Annotated in this window: 19 protein-coding genes; 10 read left to right on the top strand and 9 right to left on the bottom strand. The window is 31.1% G+C overall.

Translation table 11 applies throughout. The features are described 5' to 3' along the window. Positions 1 to 34 precede the first annotated feature (34 nt). Together tmk and MEFER_RS03350 are read left to right on the top strand one after the other, a co-directional pair. A complete protein-coding gene (gene tmk / locus MEFER_RS03355) occupies positions 35 to 595 on the top strand; it encodes a dTMP kinase (RefSeq protein ID WP_015791223.1) in 561 nt (186 codons plus the stop codon). A gap of 40 nt (positions 596 to 635) precedes the next feature. Then, complete coding sequence (locus MEFER_RS03350) at positions 636 to 1,220, top strand: CBS domain-containing protein (protein WP_015791222.1); 585 nt, start codon at positions 636 to 638, stop codon at positions 1,218 to 1,220. Positions 1,221 to 1,232: 12 nt separating this feature from the next. Here the strand turns inward: MEFER_RS03350 and MEFER_RS03345 are convergent, their stop codons facing one another. From MEFER_RS03345 to mobB, 3 genes are all read right to left on the bottom strand, one after another. After that, positions 1,233 to 2,141 carry a dihydroorotate dehydrogenase gene (locus MEFER_RS03345; RefSeq protein ID WP_015791221.1) on the bottom strand — a complete coding sequence of 303 codons (909 nt, stop codon included), beginning with the start codon at positions 2,139 to 2,141 and terminating at the stop codon, positions 1,233 to 1,235. 91 nt (positions 2,142 to 2,232) lie between these two features. Next, on the bottom strand, positions 2,233 to 2,994 hold the full coding sequence (locus tag MEFER_RS03340; protein WP_015791220.1) for an NAD+ synthase: 762 nt from the start codon (positions 2,992 to 2,994) through the stop codon (positions 2,233 to 2,235). Positions 2,995 to 3,129: 135 nt separating this feature from the next. Then, positions 3,130 to 3,837, bottom strand: coding sequence for a molybdopterin-guanine dinucleotide biosynthesis protein B (gene mobB / locus MEFER_RS03335; RefSeq protein WP_015791219.1), 708 nt, complete (start codon positions 3,835 to 3,837; stop codon positions 3,130 to 3,132). A gap of 87 nt (positions 3,838 to 3,924) precedes the next feature. Between mobB and MEFER_RS03330 the strand changes: the two genes are divergently transcribed. Genes MEFER_RS03330 through MEFER_RS03315 form a run of 4 tightly spaced genes read left to right on the top strand, consistent with a single transcriptional unit; the run spans position 3,925 to position 10,612 of the window. Further along, positions 3,925 to 5,016, top strand: a complete 1,092-nt coding sequence (locus MEFER_RS03330) for a DNA repair exonuclease (protein ID WP_015791218.1) — start codon at positions 3,925 to 3,927, stop codon at positions 5,014 to 5,016. Positions 5,017 to 5,025: 9 nt separating this feature from the next. Next, positions 5,026 to 8,049 carry an AAA family ATPase gene (locus MEFER_RS03325; protein ID WP_015791217.1) on the top strand — a complete coding sequence of 1,008 codons (3,024 nt, stop codon included), beginning with the start codon at positions 5,026 to 5,028 and terminating at the stop codon, positions 8,047 to 8,049. A gap of 26 nt (positions 8,050 to 8,075) precedes the next feature. Beyond that, entirely contained in the window at positions 8,076 to 10,196 is a 2,121-nt protein-coding gene (locus MEFER_RS03320) for a Piwi domain-containing protein (RefSeq protein ID WP_015791216.1), read from the top strand. A 20-nt stretch (positions 10,197 to 10,216) separates the two neighbouring features. Continuing rightward, positions 10,217 to 10,612 (top strand): PIN domain-containing protein, encoded by a 396-nt coding sequence (locus tag MEFER_RS03315; RefSeq protein ID WP_015791215.1) that lies wholly within the window; start codon positions 10,217 to 10,219, stop codon positions 10,610 to 10,612. Between the two features lie 156 nt (positions 10,613 to 10,768). Here MEFER_RS03315 and MEFER_RS03310 read toward each other — a convergent pair whose 3' ends face one another. Next, complete coding sequence (locus MEFER_RS03310; RefSeq protein WP_015791214.1) at positions 10,769 to 11,689, bottom strand: aldolase; 921 nt, start codon at positions 11,687 to 11,689, stop codon at positions 10,769 to 10,771. A gap of 109 nt (positions 11,690 to 11,798) precedes the next feature. On the opposite strand from MEFER_RS03310, the gene MEFER_RS08510 reads away from it, so the two are divergent. From MEFER_RS08510 to MEFER_RS03295, 4 genes are all read left to right on the top strand, one after another. Beyond that, on the top strand, positions 11,799 to 12,011 hold the full coding sequence (locus MEFER_RS08510) for a hypothetical protein (RefSeq protein ID WP_245527794.1): 213 nt from the start codon (positions 11,799 to 11,801) through the stop codon (positions 12,009 to 12,011). A 115-nt stretch (positions 12,012 to 12,126) separates the two neighbouring features. After that, a complete protein-coding gene (locus MEFER_RS08505; protein WP_245527793.1) occupies positions 12,127 to 12,678 on the top strand; it encodes a hypothetical protein in 552 nt (183 codons plus the stop codon). A 130-nt stretch (positions 12,679 to 12,808) separates the two neighbouring features. Then, on the top strand, positions 12,809 to 13,267 hold the full coding sequence (locus MEFER_RS03300) for a YeeE/YedE thiosulfate transporter family protein (protein ID WP_015791212.1): 459 nt from the start codon (positions 12,809 to 12,811) through the stop codon (positions 13,265 to 13,267). Between the two features lie 12 nt (positions 13,268 to 13,279). Then, positions 13,280 to 13,753 (top strand): YeeE/YedE thiosulfate transporter family protein, encoded by a 474-nt coding sequence (locus MEFER_RS03295; protein ID WP_015791211.1) that lies wholly within the window; start codon positions 13,280 to 13,282, stop codon positions 13,751 to 13,753. Between the two features lie 36 nt (positions 13,754 to 13,789). On the opposite strand, the gene MEFER_RS03290 is transcribed toward MEFER_RS03295, so the two are convergent. From MEFER_RS03290 to MEFER_RS03265, 5 genes are all read right to left on the bottom strand, one after another. Beyond that, a complete protein-coding gene (locus MEFER_RS03290) occupies positions 13,790 to 14,929 on the bottom strand; it encodes a Coenzyme F420 hydrogenase/dehydrogenase, beta subunit C-terminal domain (protein ID WP_015791210.1) in 1,140 nt (379 codons plus the stop codon). A 48-nt stretch (positions 14,930 to 14,977) separates the two neighbouring features. Beyond that, positions 14,978 to 17,014 (bottom strand): formate dehydrogenase H subunit alpha, selenocysteine-containing, encoded by a 2,037-nt coding sequence (locus tag MEFER_RS03285; protein ID WP_015791209.1) that lies wholly within the window; start codon positions 17,012 to 17,014, stop codon positions 14,978 to 14,980. A gap of 199 nt (positions 17,015 to 17,213) precedes the next feature. Continuing rightward, entirely contained in the window at positions 17,214 to 17,663 is a 450-nt protein-coding gene (locus MEFER_RS03275; protein WP_015791208.1) for a beta-class carbonic anhydrase, read from the bottom strand. A gap of 9 nt (positions 17,664 to 17,672) precedes the next feature. Further along, positions 17,673 to 18,215, bottom strand: a complete 543-nt coding sequence (locus MEFER_RS03270; RefSeq protein WP_048056309.1) for a hypothetical protein — start codon at positions 18,213 to 18,215, stop codon at positions 17,673 to 17,675. After that, a complete protein-coding gene (locus tag MEFER_RS03265; protein WP_015791206.1) occupies positions 18,193 to 19,005 on the bottom strand; it encodes a formate/nitrite transporter family protein in 813 nt (270 codons plus the stop codon). The genes MEFER_RS03270 and MEFER_RS03265 overlap by 23 nt, the downstream gene beginning before the upstream one ends. Positions 19,006 to 19,186 lie beyond the last annotated feature (181 nt).

Here is a 19,186-nt window from a genome sequence, read left to right as displayed (position 1 = left end):
GCTTTATAAGTTTTATAATTCTTAGGTGGTAGTAATGTTTATTGTGTTTGAAGGTATTGATGGTAGTGGTAAAACTACACAATCAAAGCTTTTAGCTGAAAAAATAAAAGCTTTTTGGACTTATGAACCGTCGAACAGTGATGTAGGGAAATTTATAAGGGAAATACTATCTGGAAATATAAAAGTAGATGATAAAACCTTAGCTTTATTATTTGCGGCTGATAGGGTGGAGCATACAAAATTGATTAAAGAAAAGCTAAAAGAAAAGGACGTTGTTTGTGATAGGTATTTATATTCATCAATAGCATATCAAAGCGTTGCAGGAGTTGATGAAGATTTTATAAACTCAATAAATAAATATGCCTTAAAGCCAGATATAGTTTTTCTGCTAATTGTCGATATTGAGGTAGCTTTAAAAAGGGTTAAAACAAAAGATATATTTGAAAAGAAAGATTTTTTAATGAAAGTGCAGGATAAATATTTGGAGTTAGCTGAAAAATACAACTTTATAGTTATTGATACAACAAATAAGTCAATAAAAGATGTTCATAAAGAAATTTTAGAACAATATAATAAAGTATATAAACAATCATGATTATTGAGTTATTTGTTAAAATTACTTATTGGTGGATATTATGAAAATCGCATACGATATACCGGTTTCAGAAGTTATGAGCTTTCCTGTAATTACAGCTACAAAAGATATGACAATCTACGATATAGCTAATATAATGACAGAGAACAACATAGGAGCAGTTGTTATTGTAGAAAATAACAAACCAGTTGGTATTTTAACAGAAAGGGATATTGTAAAGAGGGTTGTTTCAAAAAATTTAAAACCAAAAGATGTGTTGGCTGAAGAAGTGATGAGTAAAAAAATAGTTACAATCCCGCAAAATGCTTCACTTACTGAGGCTGCTAAGATAATGGCAACTCATGGAATTAAAAGATTGCCGGTTGTAAAAGATGGAGAATTAGTGGGGATAATTACACAGAGTGATATAGTTAAAGTTTCTCCAGAGTTGTTGGAGATAGTTGCAGAGTATGCATCAATAAAACCTGAAGAAGAAAAGCCTATTCCATTAGGAACTGATGAGTTTACAGAGGAGTATATTGACGGAATATGTGAAAGCTGTGGATACCAAGGAAAAGTTAGGTTATATCAAGGAAGATACTTATGTGATGAATGTATAGAAGAATTTGAAGAAAAAGAAGAATAAATAATAAATAATTTATTCATGTGCAATTCCAACAATTTCCTTTAACGTTAAATTTTCTTCTTTTAAAAAATCTATTATTTCATCACAAACTTTTTTAAATATGTCGTATCCTCTATAATAAACTCCACTACCTATTTGAACAGCTGAAGCTCCAGCCATCATGTATTCAATTGCATCTTCTCCATTCATAATTCCTCCAACGCCAATAATTGGCACATCAAAGTTCTCATACAAATCCCAAACAACTTTTATCCCTATTGGTTTTATAGCCTTTCCACTCAAACCCCCAAATTTATTTCCTAAAATCGGCTTTTTTGCTTTAATATCTATTGCCATCCCTCTGACTGTATTTATAGCTACAAGACCATCAACTCCAGCATCTACAACTGCCTGAGCTATCTCAATAATGTCTGTAACGTTTGGGGTTAATTTGGCAAAAACTGGAACTTTAACAGATTTTTTAACAGCCTTACAAACGCTATATGATAGCTCAGGATTCTGCCCAATCGTTGCTCCATATCCCTTAGCATGCGGGCAGGAGATATTTAATTCAATAATATCAACATATTTTTCCATTCTTTTAGCAACTTCAGCAAATTCTTCTTCATTCTTTCCATAAACTGAACCAATAATTTTTACATTCATCCTATTAAGCTCAGCTCTAACTTCCTTTATTTCTTCCAAATACTCATCAATTCCTGGATTTGGTAAGCCCATAGCATTTAAGAATCCTCCATAAACCTCCACAATTGTAGGATTCCTGTGCCCTGGATTTGGATTTAATCCAATTGATTTTGTTGTTACAGCCCCTGCTCCTCCTTTAGCAATTCTTTTTAATGCACTTCCTGTTTCTCCCATTATCCCGCTAGCCAAAAAAACTGGGTTTTTAAACTTTATTCCACAAATTTCTGTTTCTAACATAATATTCCACCACAACACTATTGAGAATTTAGCATAATTTTTTACATTTTTCTTAATATAAATTTCTCTAAAATTAAAAATTAAAATATTTTTAAATCTCTGGTGTTGGGGGAAGAGTTCTTTTATGCTCATTCTTTTTAATCAAATTAAATACATGCTCGACAACATCTACTGAAATATTTAGCTCTTTAGATATTTCCTCTTTAGATTTTCCTTCCTCATATAATTTCAATATCTTATCTAAGGTTTCATATTTAATGCCGAGTTCTTCTTCATCAGTTTGCCCTTCCCAAAGCCCAGCTGATGGAGGCTTATTAATAATTTCTTTTGGAACTCCAAGGTATTTTGCAAGCTCTCTGACCTCTGTTTTAAACAAATTACCTATAGGTCTTATATCACAGGCAGTATCCCCATATTTTGTTCCATAGCCCACATAGATTTCAGATTTATTGGAAGTTCCTGCAACTAATAAATTGTATTTGTTTGCAAAATAATAGAGGATGCACATCCTAATTCTTGCTTTTAAATTTCCATCAGCTATTTTATCAAACTCTCTCGTTGGGACATAGCCCCCAGCCCCAAATGCCTTTAAAATGTCTGTTATATCTGAGATAGTATACTTTATCCCTAAATTTTCAGCAACCATCTTTGCATGCTCGACATCTTTAGGATTCGTGTTTTTCTCTGGCATTATTATGCCTAAAACCCTATACTTTCCAAGTGCTTTAACGCATAGATATGCAGTAACCGCAGAATCGATGCCTCCACTCAATCCAATAACAACACCGTTAGCTTTTGCTTCCTCAACTTTTTCTTTAATAAAATTTGTTATCTTTTCTATAACTTTTTCCATATTACCACCACATAGGAAATATGTTTCCTCTTTTATATAAAATTGTTTATATAATTTAAAAAAAGATAATTAAAGATGTTAAAAATTTAGAAATATTTAAAAATAAAAAATAAATAAAACTAAAAAATTTAGGCTTTATTTATTTAGCTTGGAAACATCAATCTCCACTTTAATGGTTTTTGGATTATTAACTCCTTTTAATGACCCAATCATTGCTTTAATTGTATTACCGACAATACTTGAGACAAAAGAACCGGCAGGAATTATTTTTCCATCAACAATTATTTTTACACCTTTTGCTAATACACAATCATCCCATTTAGCTTCCTCCTTTATAACTGCTTTAACAAACGTTTTACAATTGTAGCCACAATGCCCGCAGTTTAGGTTCATCGTTGGGACTACTGCTTTATCATAAATAATTTTTAATACATCGTCGATATTGTAGTTGTAGTCTTCTATTACCATTGCCGTGTGATCATCAATCAAATCATTACCCTCTTTATTCCTAAGCATAACTATTTTGGGGATATTTAACCTTTTTAAAGCTTCTTTAAAACCTTCTATTATAACAAAATCTACATCATAATCTGATAGCTCCGCCAAAATATTTTCTAAATCCATTCTGCCTGTAAAAAATGCAGTTTTGTTATCGGTTGATAAAACAGTTACATTAGCCCCTGCATTTGACAACCTATAGCTGTCAGTTCCTTCTTTATCTATCTCAACATCTTCTTTTGAATGTTTAATAACTGCTATTTTTTTATCAGAATGCTTTAAAATTTCTTCAATTAATGTAGTTTTGCCGGAATCCTTATAACCTATAACGCCAATAACTCTCATCTTATCACCATCCACTAAAAATATAAGTTTAACATATTTAAATTTTAGCTTGAATATTATAATTATCTCTAAAATAGAGGTGGGGAAATGCAGTTTGTTCATATAGCTGATAATCATCTTGGCTATAGGCAGTATAATTTGGATGATAGAGAGGAGGATATTTACAACTCATTTATATCCTGTATAAAAAAGATTTTAGAAATAAAGCCCGATGTTGTTTTGCATAGTGGAGATTTGTTTAACGATTTAAGACCTCCAGTAAAAGCTTTAAGGATCGCAATGCAGGCATTCAAAAAACTGCATGAAAATAACATAAAAGTTTATATTGTTGGAGGAAATCACGAAATGCCTAAAAGAAAAGGAAAAGAATCTCCATTATCTTTATTAAAAGATTACGTTAAAATTTTGAATGGAAAGGATGTCATAAATGTAGATGGAGAGGAAATATTTATTTGTGGGACGTATTATCATGTAAGGAGTAAGAGGGAACAATTGTTAGAAAGGCTAAAAAGCTTTGAAGCTGAGAGTAAAAATTATAAAAAAAGTATATTGATGCTCCATCAGGGAATAAATCCATATCTTCCATTTGATTATGAGCTGGAGTATTTTGATTTGCCAAAATTTTCTTACTACGCACTTGGGCATGTACACAATAGAGTTTTAGAGAGATTCAACGATGGGATTTTAGCATACAGCGGTTCAACAGAAATTATTTACAGAAACGAATACGAAGATTACAAAAAAGATGGTAAAGGATTTTATTTAGTTGATTTTAGTGGGGGAGATTTGGATATTAGTGATATTGAAAAAATTAATGTTGATTGCAGAGATTTTGTAGAAGTGAACGTTAAAGACCAAAAAACTTTCAATGAGGCATTAAATAAAATTAACAACTGTAAAACTAAGCCAGTAGTTTTTGGTAAGGTTAAGAGGGAGTTTAAGACATTTTTAGATTTTATAAGTGGAAAGGTTTTGGTTAATAAGATTGTTGTAGTTGATGATGAACTTGTTGATATTCAAGAGGTTGATGTTGAATCGATAGATATTAAAAAAGTTCTATTGGATTATGCAAAAAAACAAAAGCTTGATGGAAATTTGGTTTTGAACCTATATAAATCTTTAATTAATGATGAAAATTGGAAAGAATTGTTAGACAATTATTACAAAACCAAATTTTAGGGGATGGGTATGATTATCAATAGCATAACAATAAACAACTTTAAAAGCCACGTTAATACAAAAATCACATTTAATGATGGGATAATTGCAATTATCGGAGAGAACGGTAGTGGAAAGTCTTCAATATTTGAGGCAATGTTTTTTGCTTTATTTGGAGCTGATGCTTTAAGAAGAATGGGTTTAACTTATGATGAAATTATAACTAAAGGTAAAAAAGCAATGTCTGTTGAGCTTGATTTTGAGGTTAATGGAAACAGCTATAAAGTTGTTAGGGAATATGATGGAAGAAGTTCAGCAAAACTGTATAAAAACAATGAACTATATGCAAAAACAGTTAATGAGGTTAATAGAGCAATTTCTGAAATTTTAGGAGTAGATAAAGACATGTTTTTAAATTCTATATACATTAAGCAGGGTGAGATAGCAAATCTTTTAAATCTTCCTCCAGCTGATAGGAAAGAGGTTATTGGAAAGCTTTTGGGGATAGATGATTTTGAAAAATGTTATCAAAAAATGAGGGATGTTATTAATGAATATAGAAATCAGTTGAAGGAGGTTGAGGTAAATCTAAGCTATAAAGAAAAATTTGAAAAAGATTTAAAAGAGAAAGAAAATCAATTAGCTGAAAAAGAAAAAGAGCTTGAGAGAATAAAAGCCAATATTGATAAAATTAAAACTGAATATGAGACTGCTAAAAAGAATTTTGTGGAATGGAAAGAGAAAAAATCCCTGTATGAAAAATTGATAAACAAACTTGAAGAAAGAGAAAAAGCTTTAGAACTCGAAAAAAATAAACTTAAGAACTTAAAATATGATTTAGATGAAGTTTTAAAAGCAAATGAAATATTGAAATCACATAAAGGTGAATATGGGGAATATAAATCATTAACTAACAGAATTAAAGAAATTGAAAGAAGGTTGAGAGATTTACAACCAGCTTATGAAGAATACATAAAGTTATCTAAAACATTGGAAAACATTGAGAAGGATATCAAAGAATTAAAGGAATTTGTTGATAAAAGTAAATATAAGGATAGACTTGATGAGTTGAATGAAATTTTAGAAAGTATAAAGAAAAGGATTGAAGAAGTTGAAAAAACTGCTGAATTACTTGGAGAACTTGAAATTTTATCTCAAAAACTTAATGAAATTGAAAAATACAAAAAAATTGCAAATGAATGCAAAAAGTATTATGAAGAGTATTTGAAATTGGAAGAGAAAATAAATGAATATAATAAACTAAACTTAGAATACACAAAATTATTGCAAAATAAGGAATCTATTGAAGAAAATATAAAGAATCTAAATTGCGAAATTGAAAACATTGAGAAAGAATTAAATGGCATAAATATTGAAGAAATAAAAAAATCATTGGAAGAGATTGAGAAAAAGAAAGAGGAGTTATCTCAACTACAAAAAGAGAAAGAAGAGTTAAAACAAAAAATTGGAGAAATTAATAATGAAATTAATAGGCTGAAAAAAATTTTAGATGAGCTTAAAGATGTTGAAGGAAAATGTCCATTGTGTAAGACACCAATAGACGAAAACAAAAAGCTGGATTTAATAAATTCTCATAAATCTCAATTAGACAATAAATACAATGAATTAGAAGAGATAAAAAGAAAAATTAAAGAAATTGAAAATGAAATAGATAAAATAAATAATGAAATAGCTAAAGAAAAACAATTTAGGGAAATTGAAACCAAATATTATGAAAAAAAGAAACGTCTGGAAGATTTAACATTAAAAATGAATGGGCTTAAAAAAGAGCTAATAATGATAGAAAACAAATTATCTTCCTATATTGTAAATGGAAAACCAATAAATGAAATTTTAGAAGAATATAAAACAAAATTAAATGAAATTAGGGATAAATACAACGAATACATATCTGCAAAGAATTATTTGGATAGCGTTGACGAAGAAAATCTTAGGAGAAATTTTGAAGATATTAAGGAAAAGGTTAAAGGTTGGTTTAAAGAAAAATGTAAAGAGGAGATTAAAAAACTTAGAGATGAAGAAAAAGAGATAACTTACTTAATAAATAAAATTGAAGAGCTTAAAAAGAAAGAAAATGAATTTAAAAATGTTGAAAATAAGATGTTGTTGAAGTTGGGAATGTATAAGGAATATTTATCTTTAAATGAGGCATTAAATGATTGTAGGAAGAGGGTTGAAGAGCTTGAAAATATATATAAGATATGCAATTCAGCAGAGATTACTTTAAACAACATTAAAAGAAAATATGGAAAAGAAGATATTGAAAATTACATAAATAACAAAATTTTAGAAGTTAATGAAAAAATAAAAGATATTAAAGAGAGAATTGACTACATAAATCAAAAACTCAATGAAATAAATTACTCAGAAGAAGAATTTAAAAAGATTGAAGAAGAGTTTGAGAAAAAGCAGGAGAAATTAAAGAATGCTGAGATAGAGAAGGGGAAGATAGAATCGGAAATAAAATATCTGAGAGATGATATTGAAACTTTAAATTTAAAATTAAAAGAATTATCTGACTTAGAAAAAGAGAAAGAAAAATTAATAAAGTTTATTGATTATTTAAATAAAGTTAGAAGTGTATTTGGCAAAGATGGGTTTCAAAAATACCTTAGGAAGATATATACCCCACTAATTCAGAAGTATTTAAATGAGGCATTTAATGAGTTTGATTTACCATACAGCTTTGTAGAACTTACTGAAGACCTTGAGATAAAGCTTCACTCACCAACTGGTGTTTTAACAATAGACAATTTGAGTGGTGGGGAGCAAATAGCGGTTGCCCTCTCTTTAAGATTAGCAATAGCTAACGCTTTAATTGGAAATAAAGTTGAATGTATTATCTTGGATGAGCCAACTGTCTATTTAGATGAAAACAGAAGAGCTAAATTGGCTGAGATATTTAGAAAGATAAACAGCGTTCCACAGATGATAATTATAACCCACCATAGAGAATTGGAAGAGGTTGCAGATACCATAGTTAATGTTACAAAGGAGAGGGGAGTTTCAAAAGTTAAGATTAATGAATCCTAATAAAAATGGAATAAGTGGGGGATTATATGAAAAATTTAAGATATAAAATAAATGCCTATAGAATAAAAAAAGATTATATCCCAAAAGAGGTATATCGATATAGAATCAGAAGTTTTATAGAGAATATTAATATCTACAGATTCGTTGGATTTTATGGAGGGGTGGCCTTAAATCAAAGTGAGTTTATTCTGCCATATCCTGTTGAAAATTTAGTGTTAGAATATGACGGAAAAGACGTAAAATTAGAGCATATTGATACATTAAACTTAGAAGATATAGAAAACAAAGACAAAGAAAAAGCTGAAAAGTTAGTTAGAGGGTATTTAACCAGCATTTATAAATTAAAACCAATATTATATAAAATTTTAAGAGATGTTAGAGAATCAAAAATAATTAATGATATAAGAGTTGACCCAATTCCAGATTTTACTGTAAAAAGGCATAATAATGAATATTATTTAGTAATAGACTTTAATCATACAGCAACAGTTCTCAAAAATTTATGGGATTTTGTAGGTAGGGATAAATTAAAATTAGAAGACTATATCGGAAAAAAGATTATTTTCAAACCTAATCCTAAAAAAAGATATACAATTAAGTCAATTGAAAAACAAAATAAGAAAGATATTGATGATATTGTAGAGCATATAATAGAGTATTATAAATGGACTGAAGAAGAAATAAAATCTACATTTGGAGAAATTGATTATACTCAACCAATTATACATTGTGAAGGGATACCCTATCCTTTTGCTCCACAATTCTGTAATATTGTATTTACCATGGAAGATTTAGATGAGAATACTCTCAAAGACCTACAAAGTTATTGGAGATTACCAAATGAAATAAAAGGGAATATTATAAATCAAATAGCTAAAAAACTTAGGTTTGTAGAAAATGAACCAATAGAGTTGGAATTTATTAAATTTAATAACACTCCTCTAATTGTTAAAGATGAAAATGGAAAACCTACAAAAATCTACACAACAAATAGATTATTTAGATGGAATTATGATTCTAAATCTAAACTATATCTACCCTATGATATACCAGATATTATAAAAAATAAGACATTAACAACCTTTGTGTTAATAGATGAAAATTTAAAAAATGTTTCAGGAAAAATTAAGAGAAAAGTTTATCAAATGTTTAAAAACTACAACAAGATAGCATCTAAAACAGAACTTCCAAAATTTGATTTTGCTAATAAGTGGAAATACTTTTCTAATAACAATATTAGAGATGTCATAAGAAAAATAAAGGATGAATTTAATGAGGAACTGGGTTTTGCTTTGATTATTGGAAATAGATACTATGAAAATGATTACTATGAAACACTAAAGATGCAACTCTTTAATTTAAATATAATCTCTCAAAACATATTATGGGAAAATTGGAGCAAAGATGATAATAATTTCATGACCAATAATCTATTAATACAAATTATGGGAAAATTAGGTATTAAATACTTTGCTTTAGATGCTAAAGTAAATTATGATTACATAATGGGATTAGATTCAGGATTAGGGGCTTTTAAATCTAATAGGGTTAGTGGTTGTACTGTAATATATGATTCAGAAGGTAAAATTAGAAGGATACAACCAATAGACGTCCCGTCACCAGGTGAAAGAATACCGATACATCTTGTTGTAGAATTTTTAGAGACAAAAACAGACATAAATATGGAAAATAAAAATATTTTATTCCTAAGAGATGGTTTTGTTCAAAATTCTGAAAGAGAAGAACTAAAAAAATTATCTAAAGAACTAAATTCAAATATTGAAGTAATTAGCATTAGAAAAAACAATAAATATAAAGTTTTTACATCTGACTATGGAATTGGAAGTATATTTGGAAATGATGGTATTTTCTTACCTCACAAAACTACTTTTGGTTCAAATCCTGTAAAACTATCAACTTGGCTGAGATTTAATTCTGGAAACGAAGAAAAATTAAAAATTAATGAATCAATTATGCAATTATTATATGATTTGACTAAAATGAACTATTCTGCATTATATGGAGAAGGTAGAAATCTTAGAATTCCTGCTCCAATACATTACGCTGATAAATTTGTTAAGGCTCTTGGCAAAAATTGGAAAATAGATGAAGAATTGCTAAAGCATGGATTCCTATATTTCATATAAAAAAGAGGTGAATCTAAGATATGTATAAAATAGTTCCTGACACGAACTTTTTAATCTATGTTTTTAAGCATGGGATAAACTTTGATTATGAGATAGAGAGGGCTATAAATTCAAAATTTGAGATTGTTATCCTCTCTTCAGTAAAAGAAGAGTTGGAAAAACTATTAAAAAGTGGAAATTTAAAAGGTAAGGAAAAATTGGCTGTCAATTTGGCATTGGCAAAAATAAAAAAGTATAAGTTGGTTGATTATTCTGCAAACTACGCAGATGAAGCAATTTTAAATTATGCAACGGAAAATAAAAATGTCATTGTAGCTACGAACGATAAGGAGCTTAAAGAAAAGTTAATGGAAAATAATGTTCCAGTAATGGTTGTTAGGCAGAAAAAATATTTTGAAGTTTTTGGAATGCTATAACTTTTTAAAAGAATAAACCCCTAATAAAAACTTCAACTTAAAATAAACTACCATTCGAAATTTCTTAAAAATCCTTGAAATCAATAAATAAAATATAAAAAACTTTTATTTTAAAAAATATAATTTTCAGCGAGATAAACACAATTAAAACATCAATTATTTTTTATCCCCGTAGTATATTTTTAACGCATCTTCTAAACTTTTTCCTTCAATGGTTATTGCGTATATTGCATTACACATCCTTACAGCATCATCCAATGGTTTTTGATGTATGTTTCTTCCTGTAGCATTGCCTCTGGCTCCACTTATGTTAATTTGCTCCCAAATTTGCTTTAAAAATTTCTCTGGCTCTATGCTTTTTCCTCCAGCACATAAAACTCCAGTTCTTCCAGCAGCTAAAACCGATTCTTTAAATCTCTCAGCTGGATTATCACATTTAGGGTAATTAACCTTAACAAAATCAGCTCCTAAACATGCGGCAACTCCTGCAGCTCCAGCGATTAGATGAGGGTCTCGTTCATTCTCAACATTTTTCCCCCTTGGATAACTCCAAAGTATTGCAATCAGTCCATGTTTGTGAGCTTCTAAAATAACTTTAGATGCTTCTTCAAACATAATGTGCTCATATTCACTTCCTGGATAGATTGTATAACCAACTCCCAATATATTCAGTCCAGAATTTTCTTTAAACTCCACAACGTCCTTAACTGTTACTAAAGCTTTACTTATTGGGTCTCTTGTTTTGACTAAATGCGTTTTTGAGTTAATCTTCACAATATAAGGAACTTTCCTATAATCCATACCATATCTTGCTATTAAACCAAGCTGAGTAGCAAAGGCACAAATCTTTCCCTTACTTGCTATATTAAACAGATGTTCTGGAGAAGCATCTTCTTTGGCAATTCCCTCCCCAAAAAAGTCATCGTTTAAATGCTCCATCTTTTGGTCTCCAGCAAATAACATAACATTTCCAGTCTTTTTTGTTAATTCCAAATAATTGCTTATATACTCTTTTTTGACACTTTCAGGAACTGTTAATGGAACTTTTATATCCTTCTTTCTGAGTTTTTTTACCATAAAAACCCCCACAATTATATTAATGGTTATAAAAAATTATATGTCATCGACCTATTAATAACTTCTTATTTGAAGAAAAAGATTTAATATAAAAAACCAGCTTGAGAACATGATGATGGCATTACCGATATTTATAGAGATACTTCCAATAATGTTTTTTGGAATTCTTTTAGCAAATCTCATGTATCATCTAAACATCTTATACAAACTACAAAAATACATAAAGAATAAATATTTCCCAATAATTGCTGTATTTTTCGTTAGTTCAACATCCGGTAGCTTTTTATTAAAAAAATTTATTAGACAAAGGAGCAATTTTTGAAGAAAATCTTTTGCCAATTTATTTTTTAGGGATGTTTGTTTTTGGAATCCATATAATTTTATTTTACACTTTACCAATAGCCGTAAGTTTAGGTTGGTATGTTGGGGGCATTTACGTGCTGATAAAATTTTTGGTAACATGTAATTATTTGATTATCAGCATGTTGATGCTCAAAAAAAGGAAATGCAATATTGATGTTGAATTTAAATCCAAGTCAGAAGGTTTACGCGAAGCTATAAAAGATACATTTAAGCAGTATTTTAGGGTTTTAGCATCATTTGTTCCATCTGTTTTGATAATAACATATCTTATTGAGCACGGTTTGTTAGATATTGTTGAAAACTTTACTGGCTCTTTGCTGAATTCTTTAAATTTATCCCCAACTATCTTAATTGTAGCGATTACAGGTCTGGCAACAATTTCGGGAGCTGTAGGTGTTGCATCAGGGATTTTAGATAAAAATATGTTATCTCCAAATGAAGTCCTCTTTTCTTTATTTCTCGCAGAATTTTTAAATAGGATAGTTCTTTACCTTAGGAAATATTTGCCAATACAACTTTCAATATTTGGAAAAATTGGAACAAAATTGGCCACATCACACTTTATTGTCTATGAAATATCTTTTTTAATTGTGATGGTTGTTTGGTATTTATTCTTCATAATTTAGTGTTATTAGTTTTCTTAATAACTTAATATCAATTAGATTTTTTTACAAAAAGTTTTTTTATAATCAAGAACTTTAAATAACTATATATTTTTCCTAAATGGTGTATTAAAAAACCTAAGATGGTGAGGTAATGAGAATTTCTCCATTGGTTGCAGGGTTAGTAAGTGGTTTTGTAGCAGCATTATTGCAGGCGTTATTTAAAGTATTCCCGCCTCCAGCTTACGGTATCTGTATAGCATGCCATACAAGAGATTTGGTAAATTGGATTGTAAACAATGCATTTGGAACATCATTAGGTTTAGCACCAGTTTCAAAAGTTATTCCTGTTCTAACTGTTGTAGGAATCTTTATTGGAGCTTTAATAGCAGCTTTTGTACATAAAGAGTTTAAAATAAAGCAGACACACAATCCTGCTATTGGTTTTATTTTGGGAATTTTGGTTATCAATTTTGCCCTGTTAATGGGGGGTTGTCCTGTTAGAGAAACTTTGAGAACAGCTTATGGAGATATCATAGCGTTTATAAGTTTAATAGCTATGTTTATTGGAGTGGTTGCAGCAAGTGAACTCTACTTAAAAAGAAACATCTAATTGGGTGATTTTATGGAATATCTCCACGTAATAGGGACTTTCATATTTGGGATAATCTTGGGTTATTTATTCCAAAGAGCAAGAATGTGTTTTGTTGGAGGAATGAGGGATTTCTATTTAATAAGGGATACATGGTTAATTAAAGGTTTATTTGGATTTTTTGTTGGAGCATTGATTGGATTTATAATATTTACTGCTACAGGTCATATTTCAGCGTTCCCATGGTTTGTTGATAAAGGATTAGCTCCAATTCCTGGAGATCCGTTAGGAGCAAGTGGAAGCTTAGCAGGGCATTTAATATTGGCTATTATTGGTGGATTTGGAGTAGGGTTTTTCTCAGTTATACAGGGAGGTTGTCCATTAAGAAACTATGTCATGGCTGCTGAAGGAAACAAAACAGCTATTGCTTATTTGTTTGGTTTGGCTGTAGGGGCAGTTATTTTCCACAAGTTTGTATCCCCACTGGTAAAAGCGATATTAGTTTAAGATTAGTTTAAAAGAGATTATAAATAAAAAATAAAATTATTTATTCAAGCTGTACAATGGTGGTATCTTATCATCAACTCCTGGAACGTATCCGAAGGAGTCTCTAAACTTTAACTGCATTCTGTGGTAGATGTAAGCTAAAGGAATCTCCATTGGACATGCATCTTCACACTGTCCACAATTTATACAGCTTTGGGAAGTATGACTTAACCTAATCCCTTGGAACATTATTGGGTCTGGAGGAATTTTTCCTTTTTCACCAATATAATCTTTCTCCAACTTACATTCAACACAGAAGCATAGAGGGCAGTTATCCCTACAACCATAGCATTTTATACATCGGTTCCAATATTTCTGCCATTTTTCTAAGCTTGGATATTCTTCCTCTAAATGCTTCTTTTGGAATTTTTTAGCCAATTTTATCATAACATTCTCTATTTTTTCCCTGATTTGAATTGCCTTTTCTGAGGGTTCTTTGATTTTTAGGTATCCATTTTTCTCAGCTTCTTCAATCAACTTTCTTCCTTTCTCTGAACAAATTTCAACAAAAGTCCAACCTTTTTCAGCTCCCCAGTTTCCACAGGCTATATCAGCCATTCTTGGAATCATAACTTCGCATCTTTGGCAATTCTCTCTTCTACCAAAGCCCTTCTCTTCCAAATCATCTATTTTTACAGCTTTTTCGGTACCATCCTTTAAGAATATTATAAACTTACCTTTATCAATCTCCTCTTTAACAACATCCTTTGGGTCTACCTCATAAAACAACTCAATCATCTTCATGGCTGTGATAGGGCTGACAGTCCCTCCACAATTCAAACCAATCATGTAGATGTTATCTAAATTTACCTGCTCTAACTTTGCCAATTCCTTTATGGCCATTGCATCACATGGTTTTGTAGAAACTGCAATTCTTTTGTCGTTTAAATATTTACTGATTATTTTTCCAAAGTTTGTTGGAGCGCAGTGTAAAGAACCAGCAGTCTCTAACAACTCATCAGAATTTGTTACAAATGCTGGAATTCCATCATAAACGTCCTCTCCTTTCTTTAAAGCTAAAACCCCATCGACAAGCTTATTGTCCAACAAGTATTTAAATAAGGCTGTAACTGCTCCTCCACACTCTGCCCTCTTTAAAATCTCTCCATCAGCTGCTTGAATCAGAGCATATTTCATGATATCACCTTAATAAAAATTAACAAAATTAGGCAGTTTGATTTACGGTTATTCAGTTTTTAGTTTTTCAATTTTTACAGCACAAACTTTTAGTTCTGGGATTTTACAGTTTGGATCAAGGGCAGTATTTGTTAATATGTTTGCAGCAGTTTCTGCAAAGTGGAATGGCATAAAGACAACTCCTTCTTTGATATCTTCAGTAATTCTCGATTTTACAACAACTTCTCCTCTTCTTGAACTTACTTTAACTAAATCATTATTTTTAATTCCTAATTTTTTGGCATCCTCTGGATTTATCTCAACAAATCCTTCATTTATTTCATTTATTATGTGCTTACTTCTTCTTGTCATTGTTCCAGTATGGTAGTGGAATATTATTCTTCCAGTAGTCAGGATGAATGGATATTCATTATCTGGCAATTCTACTGGCTCTTCATATTCAATTGCAAATATTCTTCCTAAACCATCGTGAGTTAAGAACTTCTCAGTATGTAAGATTGGAGTTCCTGGATGGTCTTCACTTGGACATGGCCAATGTATTCCATCAACACCTAATCTCTCATAGCTAATTCCTGCATATTGTGGAGTTACCTTTCTTATTTCTTCAAATATCTCCCTTGGTGAGTTGTAATTAAACTTATCAGCATAGCCCATTTTTTCCGCAAGCTTTTTAATTATTATCCAATCTGGTAAAGCTTCTCCTGGAGGGTCTACAGCTTTGTTTATTTTTTGAACCCTCCTTTCAGTGTTTGTAAACGTCCCTTCCTTTTCTGCCCAACATGCCGCTGGAAGAACAACATCCGCCAATTTCGCAGTTTCAGTTAAAAAGATATCCTGAACAACTAAAAAATCTAAGCTTTTTAAAGCCTTTTCAACGTGCTTAGTATCTGGATCTGATACCATTGGGTTTTCTCCCATTATGTAGAGGAATTTTATCTCTTCTCCTGCCTTTTCAATCATTTCTGGAATTGATAAACCAATTTCATGATTTAACTCAACACCCCATGCATCTTTAAATTTTTCATAAGCCACATTCACCTTCTGATAACCTGGGAACACATCTGGTAATGCCCCCATATCGCAAGCTCCCTGAACGTTGTTCTGTCCTCTCAATGGGTTAACTCCAGCCCCTCTCTTTCCTATATTTCCAGTTATCAATGCCAAATTACAGCAGGATTTAACGCTATCTACACCATGGGTGAACTGTGTAACCCCCATACAGTATAGGATAGTTGCTTTATCAGCACTTCCGTATGTCCTTGCCGCTTCTATAATCAAGTCCTTATCAACTTTACAAATCTTTGAGGCATATTCAGGAGTGTATTTTTCTACAACCTTTTTCAATTCTTCAAACCCTTTTGTTCTCTTTTTTATAAATTCCTCATCTATTAACCCTTCTTTTATAATTACGTGCATCATTGCATTTAGTAAAGCTACATTTGTCCCTGGAACTATTTGAAGGAATAAATCGGCCTGTTTAGCAGTTATTGTTTTTCTTGGATCTATAACAATAATTTTAGCTCCTTTTTCTTTAGCTTTAACAACTCTCCTTGCAATTAACGGGTGTTGTTCAAATGTATTAGAACCAATTATCAATATGCAGTCAGCTTCTTCAATGTCTTCAATTGAGTTTGTCATGGCACCAGATCCAAAGGCTTCCCCTAAACCTTTAACAGTTGCAGAGTGTCAAAGTCTTGCACAATGGTCTATGTTGTTAGTTTTTACAACAGCTCTCGCAAATTTTTGGAAAATGTAGTTGTCTTCATTTGTACATCTTGCAGATGAGAAGAAACCAACTTCTTCAGGGCTGTAATTTTTTAATTTTTCTGCGATTAGGTTTAATGCCTCATCCCATGTAGCTTCAACAAACTCGCCATTCTTTTTAATTAATGGCTTTTTCAACCTATCTTCTCTATGTATAAACTCATGACAGTAATTTCCTTTAATACAAACTTTTCCTTCATTTACTGGATGTCTTTTGTATGGATAAGTCCCTACAACTTTATCATCTTTAACAATTAAGTTGATACCACAACCTGTCCCACAGTATGGGCAGATTGTATGAACTACATTAAATTCACTCATCGTTCCACCCTTTTCTAATGATGAAGCTTTTTGAATAATTTGGGTGTTAATAGAAGTTTTTAGTAAATTATTTTATTTGGGAAGCCTTTGGATCTTTTTTCGCCACCTGCTCCCCTTAAGGGTTCGCAGGATGGCGGGTGCCATTAATAATTATTTATTGATATTATCGGCCCGTAAGGGCCTCATCTAAAAACAATATTTAGCAGAGTTTTTTCAACTCTCCAGTTTCAACATCTATTATGTATCCTTCAACAGTTACATCTTTTGGAATTGCAGGGTGATTTTTTATTATATTTACACCCTCAATCACATTTTTTTCTTCATCATCGATTTTATTTAGCCAACATTTTAGATTAGGAGTAAAGTAAGGGTTGGCTCCTCTTTCAAGCATTTTTTTCTTAATTTCTTCAGCATCAACAGATTTCATTCCACAGTCTGTATGTCCTACAACCATAACTCTCTCAACGTCTAAGCAATAAATTGCAACAACAAGGGATCTTATTACATCTTCAGTTATCACATTTCCAGCATTTTTGATAACTTTAGCATCTCCTTTTTTTATTCCCAATTTTTCGGAGAGGAAATTAACAAGACGAGCATCCATACATGTTACAATTGCAAGTTTTTTTCTTGGCGTGGCGTGTCCCATATTTTCCCTTTAATTCAGTTTTTTGGCCCCTATTCCATAAATTTTTGGTTTCCAAAGTTTTGGAATTCCCATAAAACCAAAGAATTTATAATGTTTAGTCACAACTCCATATATTTCAACTTTGTCTCCTACGTTGACATCTTCTGGAAGAGGAACAATTAAACTTACGTATATACTGCCAGTGTCATCTTTAATTCGTATTGTTGGTTTTGGAGAAATCCCGTAGATGATTTTTTCAATTGTTCCAATTACTTTTACTCTTTCATTTAGTTTATCTTTGGTTATCTCACTGATCTTTAACAAAGGAGCATTTTTCTGATAGATGGGGATTAACTCCTCCGAAATATTTTTGTTCATATTTGAAACTTTATATGGAACGTAAGTTAGTCCCAAAAGAAACGGTATTGAGAGTATTAATATCCATATGTTCTTTGAAATTATAGTCGCAAATATTGTTATTCCGCCCCAAAAGACTAAAGATAAGGTTGCCGAAGGCATAGTTTTTGCAAATCTAATTATTTTTTTCATTTTAGATCTCTCTACCATACGCATACCAATACACCATTGCTACGAATATCACTGCCCCAATAATGTTTCCTATTGTAGCAGGGATTTCATTCCATAGCCACCAGTCCACTATTGTGACATTAGCCCCTAACAACATTCCTGCTGGGATGAAGTACATGTTTGCTACACAGTGCTCAAATCCTGAAGCGACGAATGTCATAATTGGGAACCAAATCATGAAGAATTTCCCAATAACAGTTGATGCTGCAAATGAACCCATGACTGCAAGATTAACAAGCCAGTTACAACCAATACCTTTAACCAAGCATGAAAGCCATCCTAATGCTCCTCCTGATATGTATGGAAGGACTTTCGCTTCAGCAATTCCAATTGCAGTCTGTCCAAAGGAATTTACTATCCACTCTCCATTTTTGAAACTTTTTAATGGACCATAAGCCATAATTAGTGCATATATTAAAGAACCTATTAGGTTTCCAATATATACCCAAAACCAAACTTTTAACAGTTGGGAGAATGATGCTTTTCTTTTCAATATTGCTAATGGAAGAAGCATCATGTCTCCAGTAACAAGTTCCATCCCTGTCATAATAATTAAAATCAGACCAACTGGGAACACTGCCCCTCCAACGAGTTTTGCAAGACCTGGAGCTAATGAAGCAACTCCAGTACTACAAACAGTACAAAGACCAGCACCCATTGCAATATATGCCCCTCCCATAATACCTCTAACAAGCAATTGATTCCAAGGAAGGTTCGCTTTATATTCTCCTGAATTTGCTGCCATTTCAACAGCTTTTGCTGGTGGATTAAACATTGCTATTCCCTCCAACAATGTTTATATATGTTTGATACTTGTGGTCTTGTGGGGTCTTATCCCACATTGTATAATTTGTCATTTTGTCATTATAAATAATTAACGATTTAGTATGGACAAAAAAAGATAAATATCGAATTACTATAGAAGAGAATTTAATCTATATGGATTAAGATAAATT

This window comes from Methanocaldococcus fervens AG86, assembly GCF_000023985.1.
Taxonomy (GTDB): Archaea; AGJL01; Methanococci; order Methanococcales; family Methanocaldococcaceae; genus Methanocaldococcus; species Methanocaldococcus fervens.
Note: the sequence above shows the minus strand (reverse complement) of the source record. Positions and strands in the feature narration are given on the sequence as shown.

Coding starts and splice junctions, on each gene's coding strand:
- tmk (WP_015791223.1), top strand. CDS start 35: ATGTTTATTGTGTTTGAAGGTATTGATGGTAGTGGTAAAACTACACAA.
- MEFER_RS03350 (WP_015791222.1), top strand. CDS start 636: ATGAAAATCGCATACGATATACCGGTTTCAGAAGTTATGAGCTTTCCT.
- MEFER_RS03345 (WP_015791221.1), bottom strand. CDS start 2,141: ATGTTAGAAACAGAAATTTGTGGAATAAAGTTTAAAAACCCAGTTTTT.
- MEFER_RS03340 (WP_015791220.1), bottom strand. CDS start 2,994: ATGGAAAAAGTTATAGAAAAGATAACAAATTTTATTAAAGAAAAAGTT.
- mobB (WP_015791219.1), bottom strand. CDS start 3,837: ATGAGAGTTATTGGCGTTATAGGTTATAAGGATTCCGGCAAAACTACA.
- MEFER_RS03330 (WP_015791218.1), top strand. CDS start 3,925: ATGCAGTTTGTTCATATAGCTGATAATCATCTTGGCTATAGGCAGTAT.
- MEFER_RS03325 (WP_015791217.1), top strand. CDS start 5,026: ATGATTATCAATAGCATAACAATAAACAACTTTAAAAGCCACGTTAAT.
- MEFER_RS03320 (WP_015791216.1), top strand. CDS start 8,076: ATGAAAAATTTAAGATATAAAATAAATGCCTATAGAATAAAAAAAGAT.
- MEFER_RS03315 (WP_015791215.1), top strand. CDS start 10,217: ATGTATAAAATAGTTCCTGACACGAACTTTTTAATCTATGTTTTTAAG.
- MEFER_RS03310 (WP_015791214.1), bottom strand. CDS start 11,689: ATGGTAAAAAAACTCAGAAAGAAGGATATAAAAGTTCCATTAACAGTT.
- MEFER_RS08510 (WP_245527794.1), top strand. CDS start 11,799: ATGATGATGGCATTACCGATATTTATAGAGATACTTCCAATAATGTTT.
- MEFER_RS03300 (WP_015791212.1), top strand. CDS start 12,809: ATGAGAATTTCTCCATTGGTTGCAGGGTTAGTAAGTGGTTTTGTAGCA.
- MEFER_RS03295 (WP_015791211.1), top strand. CDS start 13,280: ATGGAATATCTCCACGTAATAGGGACTTTCATATTTGGGATAATCTTG.
- MEFER_RS03290 (WP_015791210.1), bottom strand. CDS start 14,929: ATGAAATATGCTCTGATTCAAGCAGCTGATGGAGAGATTTTAAAGAGG.
- MEFER_RS03275 (WP_015791208.1), bottom strand. CDS start 17,663: ATGGGACACGCCACGCCAAGAAAAAAACTTGCAATTGTAACATGTATG.
- MEFER_RS03270 (WP_048056309.1), bottom strand. CDS start 18,215: ATGCGTATGGTAGAGAGATCTAAAATGAAAAAAATAATTAGATTTGCA.
- MEFER_RS03265 (WP_015791206.1), bottom strand. CDS start 19,005: ATGTTTAATCCACCAGCAAAAGCTGTTGAAATGGCAGCAAATTCAGGA.